Raw genomic sequence first — 11,092 nt, 5'->3', positions numbered from 1 at the left:
GGGTCGGTAACGTTGTTATCCGTAGATCAAACAAATTACAAAAAGCCAGAAGCCGGCTATGGTATTAAGCCAGGACGCTGTGATGATCTGTATTTTCAAACGAGATGGAAATTGATCATAGTCTCGGGGATCAAGCGCGCCTTTACGGATGCTGTATTTTGGAGAGGTTATGGCGCCCGCTACCAAAAAAATCACGAGCATTCTTGCACGCACGCTTTTATTGCCCCATGTTGCGACAAAAACAGCTAAGCATGGACTGCGCTGTGGTCATGGTTGCATATCCTTTGGAACATGCGATGTGCAGGTCCATTGCGAGCGCGGTGAAGCCCAGGACAAATGGGGAGGCCACCCAAAATAATTTCAGCGTATTGTCAAGATCATTCATCAAGGCGCGGCGTCCCGGAACCGCTCCGGACTGATCGCCCTATCGCGTGCTTGAGGATGTCGCAGCGCGTCACTGACCGGTTCAGATGCAGGTGCCCTGAACGTTGCAGGTACTGCAGATCCGCCTGCAATTACGCGGTTGCTGCCTGTAGGGCACCCACACTCCACCAATGCGCCGTCAAGGACCGTAGGTATGCCGTCCTGCTTCCATCGGGGCTCGCCCTCCACCAGCGTGCCAGGTTGCCCGCAGCGGGGGCAGGGCGTGGTCTTGTCGCCTTGCAGCAGCCAGTTGCGGCCATGGACGCGACCTCTGGATTGCCCGGCAATGCAAATGGCGCCGGTGGTGGTTTCATCGCTGTCCAGGCCTTGGTACCGACCCAGGATGCTGATGCGCATACTCATGGCTTGCCTGCTGTTCATGAAAGAACCCGCAACCTAGCAGGCGGTATCCACTTATGTGCGCTTGATTCAGCTTCTAGGAAGACTCCCACGGACGATTGAGAACCGGATTACAAGTTCTTGACGGCCTCACCTGTTCGGGCGTCGCACGAACACGCCGCTGGCAGCCCCGATAATGCAGGTCTCAAAAGCGCCGCTCATCACGTACCCCTGCCTTTAGTCAGGAATGCCCCTTTGTCCACCGACCAGACAGTGCTTCACTGGGTATCTCACGCCTGCCCGGATTCAGGAGCGCCTCCATGAACCTGCACCAGTACGCTGAAACCCACGAGGTCACCAACCAGCCGCCACCGCTGGACGGAGTCAACCTGTACCGCCTGGACCTGCCGCTACAGGAGTGGTCCAGGCGCTTTGGCGCCGACTGGGCGCTGTCGCGGATCGATGCGTACGGCGCGCTGGCCGGTGGGCCGTTGATGCAGGCAGGCTTTCTGGCCAATGCGCACAAGCCGGTGTTCAGCAGCCATGATCGATACGGCCATCGCATCGACCTGGTCGAATTTCACCCCGCTTATCACCATTTGATGCGTACCGCCGTCGAGCATGGGCTGCCGTCGCTGCCCTGGGCCGAGCCGCGCCCGGGCGCCCATGTGGCCCGCGCGGCGATGACCTACCTGCACAGCCAGGCCGAGGCCGGGACGGGCTGCCCACTGACCATGACCTTCGCTGCGGTGCCGGCCCTGCGCCTGCAACCGGAGATCGCCCACTACTGGCTGCCCAAGGCGCTGTCGCGTGAATATGACCCGCGCAACGTCGGCGATCGGCACAAGGCCGGCGTCACGTTGGGCATGGCCATGACAGAGAAGCAGGGCGGCACGGACGTACGCGCCAATACCACCCGCGCCTACCCCGTGGGCGCGCCGGGGCCCGGCCAGGCCTACGAGCTGGTCGGTCACAAGTGGTTCTGTTCGGCGCCGATGTGCGATGCCTTCCTGGTCCTGGCCCAGACCGAGCGCGGCCTGAGCTGCTTCCTGCTGCCCCGCCACCGCCCGGACGATACCCGCAACCAGTTCTACATCCAGCGCCTGAAGGACAAGTTGGGCAATGTCTCCAACGCTTCCAGCGAAGTGGAGTTTCGCGGTGCGCTGGCCTGGATGATCGGTGAGGAGGGCCGGGGCGTGCCGACCATCATCGAAATGGTGGCCATGACCCGTTTCGACTGCATGGTCGGCTCCAGTGCCCTGATGCGTCAGGCGCTGACCCAGGCCCTGCACCACTGTGCGCATCGGCAGGTGGCGGGCCGCCTGTTGTCCGAGCAGCCGCTGATGCAGAACGTGCTCGCCGACCTGGCGCTGGAAAGCGAAGCGGCATTGGCCCTGAGCCTGCGCATGGGCCACGCCCTCGAGCAACTCGACGACCCCCAGCAGGCGCATTTCGCGCGCTTGGTCACGGCGGTAGGCAAGTACTGGATCTGCAAGCGCGCCCCGGCCATGATCAACGAAGCGGCCGAGTGCCTGGGCGGGGCAGGGTATGTGGAGGACAGCATCCTGCCGCGGCTTTACCGCGAGGCGCCCGTCAACTCGACCTGGGAGGGTTCAGGCAATGTGCAGTGCCTGGATGTGCTGCGCGCCTTGTCCAAGGAGCCGGGTGTGCTGGAGGCGTTGTTCGCCGAACTGGGTGACGGGCACGGCGACAAGCGCCTGGCCACCTACATCGTCAACCTGAAGGATGCGTTTCTTGACACGGGCGATATCCAGTATCGGGCGCGACAACTGACCGAGGCCATCGCCTTGGCCTTGCAGGCCAAGTTGCTGCTGGAGGCTGGTCATTCTGCGGTCAGCGATGCGTTCATTGCCAGTCGCCTCACAGGGACGGGGCGCACCTATGGCACGCTGCCGCACGGTGTGGACGTGCAGGCCGTGATGGCGCGGGCCATGGCCAACTGACCAGGCCGGCCCTGTACGCCCCAGCTGCGCCTCCCTGCATCATCAAGGGGATGAATTTACCCAAGAAGGCAGGCAAGATGGTTCGCATGCATGTCCAGACAGGAAGCACAGTGTGAGCCACGCGTTTGAAGTCGTTGATACTCCCGAACAGGCCGTCGATCGTCTGGCGGCCTTGCATGAGCAGGCCACCGGTGCCCTGAGCCAGGCCCTCAAGCGTTACCTCAAGGACCGCACCGAGCCCGACGCCCAGGAGCGTGACCTGTTCCGCTACCCGGCGCTGCGCCTGACCTACCACAGCAATGGTGAGGTCGCTGCCACCACGCGGGCCTATGCCAAGGTCCAGGTGGCTGGCACCTACAGCGTCACCATCACCCAGCCGGCTGCTTTTCGCGGCTACCTGCTGGAGCAACTGCGCCCGCTGATGCACGACTACACCGTCACGGTTGAAGTGGGGGTCAGCGAGCAGCCCATCCCGTATCCGTACGTGGTGGACCAGGGCGACGAGCTGGCCGGCAGCGGCATCACGGCCGCGCAGCTGGCGCGGGTGTTCCCCAGCACTGACCTGTCCTCAGCCACCGACAACATCGCCGATGGGCTCTACGACTGGGACAGCACCGATACCTTGCCCCTGGCCCTGTTCGATGCCGCGCGCGTGGACTTCTCGCTGCGGCGCCTGGTGCACTACACCGGCAGCGACTGGCGCCACGTGCAGCCCTGGATCCTGCTGACCAACTATCACCGTTACGTGGACCAGTTCATCAGCCATGGCCTTGAGCAGTTGCGCGATGATCCGCGTTTCGTGCGCATGGTGCTGCCGGGCAACGTGGTGATCGAAAAGAGCATGGACCACGGCGAGGCCCAGGCGCTGGTCGCCGGTGTGGTCTGGCACCGCTACCAGATGCCGGCCTACCACCTGATTGCAGGGGACGGCGATGGCATCACGCTGGTCAACATCGGCGTCGGCCCGTCCAACGCCAAGAACATCACTGATCACCTGGCAGTGCTGCGCCCGCATTGCTGGCTGATGATCGGGCACTGCGGCGGGCTGCGCCAGTCGCAGACCATTGGCGACTACGTGCTGGCCCACGCCTACATGCGCCGCGACGGCATCCTCGACCGGGTGGTGCCGCCGAACATTCCAATCCCGGCGCTGGCGGAGGTGCAACTGGCCCTGCAGGAAGCCGCCGCCCAGGTGACCGGCGAGCGGGGCGAGCAGCTCAAGAAGCGCCTGCGCACCGGTACCGTGCTGACCTACGACGACCGCAACTGGGAGCTGCGCTGGGCTCAGGAACGGCCCTTGATCAACTTGTCCCGCGCCGTTGCCGTGGACATGGAAAGCGGCACCATCGCAGCCCAGGGCTATCGCCTGCGGGTGCCGTACGGCACCTTGCTGTGCGTGTCCGACAAACCGCTGCACAGCGAGATCAAGCTGCCGGGCTCGGCCAACGCGTTCTACAACCGCGCGGTCAGCCAGCACCTTAAGATCGGTATTGCGGCGCTGGATCTGTTGCGCACCGAGCTCAATTCGCTGCACTCGCGTAAACTGCGCAGCTTCGACGAGCCGCCGTTCCGCTGAGGATCCATGTCACTGCCACCCCGTTCCAAGCCGCGCCGCCCTCAGGGGCGGCCTGCGCCTGGCGCTCATCGCCAGCCCAAGGCGCCACCCGCCGAGCCGCGATTGATCCTGTTCAACAAACCCTTTGACGTGCTGACGCAGTTCAGCGACGGCGAGGGGCGGGCCACGCTCAAGGATTTCATCGACATCCCGGGCGTCTACCCCGCCGGCCGGCTGGACAGGGACAGTGAAGGCCTGCTGCTGTTGACCAATGACGGCGCCCTGCAGGCGCGTATTGCCGACCCCAAACACAAACTGCCTAAGACCTATTGGGTGCAGGTCGAGGGCGAGCCCACCGAGGAGCAGCTGCGCCAGCTGCGCGAAGGCGTGCAGCTCAATGACGGGCCAACGCTGCCCGCCGAGGCCCGCAGCCTGGAAGAGCCCGCGCTGTGGCCGCGCAACCCGCCGGTACGCTTTCGTAAAAGCGTCCCGACCCGTTGGCTTGAATTGGTGATTCGCGAGGGCCGCAATCGCCAGGTACGGCGCATGACCGCCGCTGTGGGCCTGCCCACCTTGCGCCTGGTGCGCGTGCGCATTGGCGATTGGGCACTCGATGGGCTGGAGCAGGGCTGCTGGCGCGAGGTGGCGCCGACCCTGCGGCGCTAGGCGTCATGGCCAGCGCGGACGTGACGACCGCGCTGGCTACACCCCCTCGATGAACCCCACCACCACGCTCTTGATGATGAACGCCAGCACACCCAGGCCGAGCACGAAGAACAGGATCAGGGTGCCGAACCGCCCCGCCTGGGATTTTTTCGCCAGGTCCCAGACGATGAAGCCCATGAAGCCGATCAAGGCGGTCACCAGGATGATCATCATCCACTCTTCGAATACGGCAGGATCCATTGCAGTGCTCCAGGCGGGTTGAGGGGGCAAGTATACGCGTGAGGTGGCAACCGATCAGCGAAGGTGGGTCAATGGAAGTTCGGTGCTGGCCAATACCTGGTTGAGCACGAAGCTTGAACGCACGCTGGTGACGCCCTCGATGCGCGTGAGGCTACCGAGCAGCAGCTTCTGGTAATGGTCCATGTCGGGCACGACGACCTTGAGCTGGTAGTCAGCGTCCATCCCGGTCACCAGGCTGCATTCCAGCACCTGGGGCAGATTGCGGATGGTGGCCTCGAAGGTTTCGAAGCGCTCGGGGGTGTGCCGGTCCATGCCGATGAGCACGTAGGCGGTGAGGCTCAAACCCAGCTTCTTGCGATCGAGCAAGGCCACCTGGCGGGAAATGTAGCCATCGTCTTCGAGTTGCTTGACGCGGCGCGAGCAGGGTGAGGGTGAAAGGCCGATGCGTTCGGCCAGCTCCTGGTTGGAGATGCGCGCGTCACGCTGCAATTCAGCCAGAATGCTCAGGTCGTATCGGTCCAGCTTGCTCATGAATCATGCCTTTTCTGTTCGGATTGCGGCGAATTATCAATCCAGGGTTAAAAATTGCGCAAGTGCTATTTATCTGAGCAATCTTCGCAATCCCGTGCCGGTGCGCGCCCGGTATCTTTATCACCAGAATCACTGCCCGGACATCAGTCCACGGCGATGCGCCCCAGACGGGCGCTCGCGGCCAAGCCATCCAACAGGATGGGCCAGGCCCCCGGGCTACGCACCTTCCAGAAGACGGTGTGAGGTGAGCCGGGGCCACAAGCGCCGAGCACGGACGACAATTGCTGAAGGGAGGCCCATATGGCCTCCCTTTTTTCATGGCTGAAATTTAATGGGCGGCGCGGTGGGGCGCGGTAGACTGGCGCAGTCAGCCGTTATCCCGTCGAGAGGACTACCATGAAGTCGCACATCTGGCAGTGGGCAGGTGTTGGTTTGCTGGGCATGGGCATCAGCGTGGCAGCCCTGGCGGCCGGGCCCAACGACGGCCCAGGTGCGTTGCCCCCCGCCGCCACAGGGCCAGGTATCGAGGCAGGGCCCGCGCCTGGGCGTGCGCTCAATTCACGTGACGAAGTCGGTCAGACGCAGCCCCCACGGCTGGGGTTCTACCAGGATATTCCCCGCCGCCCCGGTGATGGCCCGCGGTGGCAGGGCCGCCCTGGTGGCCACGGTGAAGGCTGGGGCCCCGGCCCGCACTACCGGCCCGGCCAGACCGTGGACCGGTTCCCTGACCGCTTCTGGAAGGTGCCCTACCTAGGGCAGGACTATTTCTACTCGGGTGGATACTGGTACCGCCCCTGGGAACGGGGTTACCAGGTCGTGGTGCCGCCCCCAGGTGCGCGAGTCAGCTACCTGCCGCCCTATGCGCACAAGTTCCGCGTGGACGGTGCGATGATGTACCTGGTCGCCGACACCTACTATCGGTACCTGGAAAACAGTCGCGAGTACGTGGTGGTCAATCCCCCTGAACCTGCGCCAGCAGCGGCGCCGGGGTATGACGTGGTGGCTTATCCGCGTTATGGGCAAGGGCAGGAACAGCAGGACCAGGATCGCTACCAGTGCCACCGCTGGGCGGTCAGCCAATCGGGGTTCGATCCTGCCATGGCTGCCTATGCGCCGGCGCCTGCGGTTGCAAGCACCTACCAGCGGGCGCTTGGCGCGTGCTTGTCCGGGCGGGGCTACAGCATCAACTGAAGGGCTACACCGGGTCGGCGTGCACCATTACATCGGCCTTGGGGTACTGCTGGCGGATCACCTCCGAGGCCTGCACGCACAGGCCATGGGCGTGATGCAGCGGCAGTTGCCCAGGCAGCTCGATGTGCAACTGCACGAACCACTGGTTGCCCGATACCCGGGTGCGCAGGTCGTGCACGCCCAGCACGCCATCGATAGCCAGCACGCGGCTGGCCATGTCTTCACTGACATCCACGGGCAGCTCCTTGTCCATGAGAATCGCCGTGCTTTCGCGTGCGATCTGCAGGGCGCTCCACAGGATGTACAACGCGATGCCCAACCCGAACAGCGCATCGAGTTGCGGCCAGCCGAAGCGCGCCAGCAGCAATGCCAGCAAGATGCTGCCGTTGAGCAACAGGTCGGAGCGGTAGTGCAGGGAATCGGCGCGTACCGCCGTGGAGCCTGTGGCGCGGATGACCTTGCGTTGCAGGGCCAGCAGCGCGACGGTCAGCACCAACGACAACAGCATCACCCCGATGCCGATGGCGGTATCGCCCAACGGCTGCGGGTTGCGCAGACGCTCCAACGCCTGCAAGGCGATCAGCACGGCACTGCCGCCGATGAACAGCGCCTGGGCGATACCGGCCAGGGCTTCTGCCTTGCCATGCCCGAAGCGGTGGTCGTCATCGGCCGGGCGCAGGGCGTAGTGCACGGCCAGCAGGTTGAGGAAGGACGCCACGGCGTCCAGGGCCGAATCGGTCAACCCGGCCAGCAGGCTCACCGAGCCGCTCAACCACCAGGCCAGCGCCTTGCTGACCACCAGGATGCTGGCCACCGCCAGGGAGGCGCGCGTGGCCAGGCGGAGTAACCGTTTGTGTTCGGCCGAGGTGGTCATGTCAGGCGGTTGTCCTTGGCATCAGGCGGCAGGTACCAGCCCCAGGCTGGCCAGTTGTTCAGCACTGCCGCGGTGCTGGATCAGGCGTGGGTCGTCCAGCGGCAGGCGCTGCCCCAGTTCGCTTTCCAGGATGGCCTGCAGCTTGAGGTTGTCCACGGTGCCATCGGCATTGACGGCGTGCTTGAGCTTGGCAGGGTCCACCTGCGCGGTCTGCCCTGGCGGGTAGTAGATGGCGCCGGTGGCGAAGTCGATGCCGAAGGCGATCAGCCCTGGGATGACGTAGAACAACAGGCCAACAGCATCCAGCACGGCGATCGCCGGGTCGACCTTGCCGTCGATTTGGCCGCGACGGTCTGGATAGAAGATAGAGCCGCAAGCCGTCAGTTGCGTCAGCAAGGTGCCCACGAGGGCAGCACCGATCAGGCGGGAAGCAATGCGCATGTAAATCTCCGGGCGTGGCGTTCGGCAGGCCAGGCAAGGCGCCTGAGCCCGCGGTTAAGACCATGATAGGACAACGTCGGTTCGCCGTTATACTCGCCTGCTTGTTCGAGGGCCACCATGATTTCATTACCTATAGACCTTGTACTGGCAGATCTGCGACAGGCCCTGGCCAGTCGCAATGAAGTGATCCTCGAAGCGCCCCCGGGTGCTGGCAAGACCACTCGGGTGCCCCTGGCGTTGTTGCATGAACCCTGGCTGGCCGGGCAAAAGATCCTGATGCTCGAACCCCGCCGACTGGCTGCGCGGGCGGCAGCGGAGCGTTTGGCCAGTGAGCTGAGTGAGCAGGTGGGTGAGACGGTCGGTTACCGCATTCGCCTTGAAAGCAAGGTAGGGCCGCGTACGCAGATCGAAGTGGTCACCGAAGGCATCCTGGCTCGCCGGCTTCAGGATGACCCGGCGCTGGAGGGTGTGGGGGTAGTCATCTTCGATGAGTACCACCTGCGCAACCTCGATTCTGACCTGGCGCTGGCGCTGTGCCTGAGCGCCCGTGAACTGCTGCGCGATGAACCCCCGCTCAAGCTGCTGCTGATGTCTGCAACGCTGGAGGGTGCTCGCCTTTCGAAGGTGCTGAACGATGCACCCGTGGTCACCAGCGAAGGGCGGATGTATCCCGTCACGACGGTATGGGGCAGCCCCTATCAGCCGGGCGAGCGAATCGATGCGCGCATCACGGACACGTGCCTGGCCGCGATCGATGAGCAACCTGGCAGCCTTCTGGTTTTCCTGCCGGGGCAGGCAGAGATTCGACGGGTGGCAGAGGACCTCAAGGCGCAGCTCGGCAGCCGTCCAGAGGTGATCGTGTGCCCGCTGTACGGTGATCTCGACCTGCATGCGCAGCGTGCGGCGATAGACCCCGCACCCAAGGGGTCGCGCAAGATCGTATTGGCCACGAACATCGCCGAGACCAGCCTGACCATCGAAGGGGTGAGGGTGGTGGTGGACAGCGGCCTTGAACGAGTGCCCAGGTTCGACCCCCGCAGCGGCATGACCCGACTCGACACACAGCGCATTTCCAAAGCCAGCGCTACCCAGCGTGCGGGGCGGGCTGGGCGCCTGGAGCCAGGCGTCTGCTATCGGCTGTGGTCGCAGTCCCAGCACGAACAGATGGCCGGCTACAGCACCCCTGAAATCCTGCAGGCAGACTTGGCAGCCTTGGCGCTCCAGTTGGCCCGATGGGGCATGAAGCCGCAAGAGATGACCTGGCTCGACCAACCGCCAGCAGCGCCATTCGCTCAAGCCAGAGACTTGCTCAAGCGCCTGGGCGCACTCGACGATGCTGGGCAGCTCACCCCACACGGTGCGGCCATGAGCGCGCTGCCAGCCCACCCCCGGATCGCCCACATGCTCATCAAGGGCAATGCGATGGGCCTGGATGACCTCGCATGCAACATCGCGGCCTTGCTGGGCGAAAAGGACATTCTGCGTGGGGCCGGTGCTGACCTTCACACCCGGCTGAGTGCCCTGTCAGGGGAGCAACATTCACGTCGCAGTGGCGGTTCTCTCCAGCGGGTGAAGCAGTCGGCTCGGCAGTACCGATCCCTACTGCGTGGGAAGGCCTCCAGCCCTGTCAGCGAGCCCGATCACCCACGGTGGGCAGGGTGTCTCCTGGCGTTTGCCTACCCTGACCGAATCGGCCAGCAGAGGCGTGCAAGTGCATCCGAATACCGTCTTTCCAACGGTCGTGCCGCGGTGTTCTCAGAGCCCGATGCGCTCACCAAGCATGAGTGGCTGGTGGTCGCCGACCTGGGTAGCCGACAAGGGCAGCGCGAGGAGCGGATCTACCTGGCGAGTGACCTCGAGCCTGCTCTGTTCGATGACGAGCTGGCTGACCTTGTGAAGTCTGTCGATGAGGTTGACTGGGACGAAAGGGAAGGGGTGCTGAAGGCTGAGCGGCAGTTGAAGGTGGGGCAGCTGATCTTGTCGACGAAAGCGCTGCCGAGTCTTGATGAGCACACCCGTTCGCTTGCCCTGGTCAACCTGGTAAGGCGCAAGGGCATCGAGCTCCTGCCCTGGAACCCTGAACTGCGGCAGTGGCAGGCCCGGGTGGGTCTGCTGCGCCAACTGGATATCGAGGGTGGCCAGGCACACAGCAAGTGGCCTGACCTGAGCGATGCCAACCTGCTGGACACGCTGGACCAGTGGCTCACGCCCTACCTGGGTAAAGTCACGAGGCTCAGCCACTTCAGCCAGTTGGACCTGCCCTCGATCATCAGAAACCTCCTGCCCTGGCCGCTTCCACAGGAGCTGGACACCCAGGCGCCCCAGGCGATCCAGGTGCCGTCCGGCTCGAATATCCGTATCGACTATTCGCAGCATCCGCCCATCCTGGCCGTGCGGCTTCAGGAGCTGTTTGGCCTGGCAGAAACCCCACGCATCGCCCAGGGCAGGCAGCCGCTTGTGCTGCACCTGCTGTCGCCGGCTCGCAGGCCTGTGCAGGTCACCCAGGATCTGGCGAACTTCTGGCGCAGCACTTACGTGGAGGTGAAGAAGGATCTGAAGGGGCGATACCCGAAGCATTATTGGCCTGAAGACCCGCTGGTAGCCGAAGCGACGGCCAGGGCAAAGCCCAGGAAATAGCCAACCTCGAGAAGGGCGTGCTGAGCCCGGCAGCGCTGTCTCAATGACGCCAACAGCGTCGACATTGCGGCCACGCAGCACCCGAGCAGAGCATCCAGAGCACGCCATTAAGCATCAGGCGATCGCTCAGGCGCGGCCGCCCTCGGCCATGGGTTCCCTAAAGAGATCGGAGACCACGCCCCAGGCCTCGCCCGAGAGTTCGTAACGCTTTGCCATCACAGAATTCCTTTC

At 64.0% G+C, this 11,092-nt stretch carries 11 protein-coding genes and 1 pseudogene; 6 read left to right on the top strand and 6 right to left on the bottom strand.

The genetic code is table 11. The features are described 5' to 3' along the window. The coding region (locus ACK59L_RS20830) for a hypothetical protein (protein ID WP_409275775.1) at nucleotides 1-249 on the top strand (249 nt) is incomplete at its 5' end. A gap of 135 nt (nucleotides 250-384) precedes the next feature. Here ACK59L_RS20830 and ACK59L_RS20825 read toward each other — a convergent pair. Continuing rightward, on the bottom strand, nucleotides 385-786 hold the full coding sequence (locus ACK59L_RS20825; protein ID WP_409275773.1) for a PAAR domain-containing protein: 402 nt from the start codon (nucleotides 784-786) through the stop codon (nucleotides 385-387). Between the two features lie 296 nt (nucleotides 787-1,082). Between ACK59L_RS20825 and ACK59L_RS20820 the strand changes: the two genes are divergently transcribed. From ACK59L_RS20820 to ACK59L_RS20810, 3 genes are all read left to right on the top strand, one after another. Continuing rightward, on the top strand, nucleotides 1,083-2,726 hold the full coding sequence (locus ACK59L_RS20820; RefSeq protein ID WP_409275771.1) for an acyl-CoA dehydrogenase family protein: 1,644 nt from the start codon (nucleotides 1,083-1,085) through the stop codon (nucleotides 2,724-2,726). Between the two features lie 112 nt (nucleotides 2,727-2,838). Beyond that, nucleotides 2,839-4,302: an AMP nucleosidase gene (amn, locus tag ACK59L_RS20815; RefSeq protein ID WP_023534634.1), complete on the top strand. Its 1,464-nt coding sequence runs from the start codon at nucleotides 2,839-2,841 to the stop codon at nucleotides 4,300-4,302. Nucleotides 4,303-4,308: 6 nt separating this feature from the next. After that, nucleotides 4,309-4,947, top strand: a complete 639-nt coding sequence (locus ACK59L_RS20810) for a pseudouridine synthase (protein ID WP_144966915.1) — start codon at nucleotides 4,309-4,311, stop codon at nucleotides 4,945-4,947. Nucleotides 4,948-4,983: 36 nt separating this feature from the next. Here ACK59L_RS20810 and ACK59L_RS20805 read toward each other — a convergent pair whose 3' ends face one another. Both ACK59L_RS20805 and ACK59L_RS20800 read right to left on the bottom strand, forming a co-directional pair. Beyond that, on the bottom strand, nucleotides 4,984-5,187 hold the full coding sequence (locus tag ACK59L_RS20805) for a DUF2788 domain-containing protein (RefSeq protein ID WP_023534618.1): 204 nt from the start codon (nucleotides 5,185-5,187) through the stop codon (nucleotides 4,984-4,986). A 54-nt stretch (nucleotides 5,188-5,241) separates the two neighbouring features. After that, nucleotides 5,242-5,718, bottom strand: coding sequence for an Lrp/AsnC family transcriptional regulator (locus ACK59L_RS20800; RefSeq protein WP_023534579.1), 477 nt, complete (start codon nucleotides 5,716-5,718; stop codon nucleotides 5,242-5,244). A 396-nt stretch (nucleotides 5,719-6,114) separates the two neighbouring features. Here ACK59L_RS20800 and ACK59L_RS20795 point away from each other — a divergent pair, with 396 nt between their 5' ends. Further along, nucleotides 6,115-6,909: a DUF6515 family protein gene (locus tag ACK59L_RS20795; protein WP_409275768.1), complete on the top strand. Its 795-nt coding sequence runs from the start codon at nucleotides 6,115-6,117 to the stop codon at nucleotides 6,907-6,909. A gap of 4 nt (nucleotides 6,910-6,913) precedes the next feature. Here the strand turns inward: ACK59L_RS20795 and ACK59L_RS20790 are convergent, their stop codons facing one another. Together ACK59L_RS20790 and ACK59L_RS20785 are read right to left on the bottom strand one after the other, a co-directional pair. Continuing rightward, nucleotides 6,914-7,783, bottom strand: a complete 870-nt coding sequence (locus ACK59L_RS20790) for a cation diffusion facilitator family transporter (protein WP_409275766.1) — start codon at nucleotides 7,781-7,783, stop codon at nucleotides 6,914-6,916. Between the two features lie 21 nt (nucleotides 7,784-7,804). Then, on the bottom strand, nucleotides 7,805-8,224 hold the full coding sequence (locus ACK59L_RS20785) for a polyribonucleotide nucleotidyltransferase (protein WP_409275764.1): 420 nt from the start codon (nucleotides 8,222-8,224) through the stop codon (nucleotides 7,805-7,807). 117 nt (nucleotides 8,225-8,341) lie between these two features. Between ACK59L_RS20785 and hrpB the strand changes: the two genes are divergently transcribed. Further along, nucleotides 8,342-10,861 (top strand): ATP-dependent helicase HrpB, encoded by a 2,520-nt coding sequence (gene hrpB / locus ACK59L_RS20780; protein ID WP_409275762.1) that lies wholly within the window; start codon nucleotides 8,342-8,344, stop codon nucleotides 10,859-10,861. A 70-nt stretch (nucleotides 10,862-10,931) separates the two neighbouring features. Here hrpB and ACK59L_RS20775 read toward each other — a convergent pair. After that, a pseudogene (locus tag ACK59L_RS20775) lies at nucleotides 10,932-11,077 on the bottom strand (transposase); the annotation flags it as partial. Nucleotides 11,078-11,092 lie beyond the last annotated feature (15 nt).

The organism is Pseudomonas sp. KCJK9111 (assembly GCF_046231935.1).
GTDB classification, from domain to species: Bacteria; Pseudomonadota; Gammaproteobacteria; order Pseudomonadales; family Pseudomonadaceae; genus Aquipseudomonas; species Aquipseudomonas parafulva_B.
This window is presented reverse-complemented; position numbering and strand designations above follow the sequence as displayed.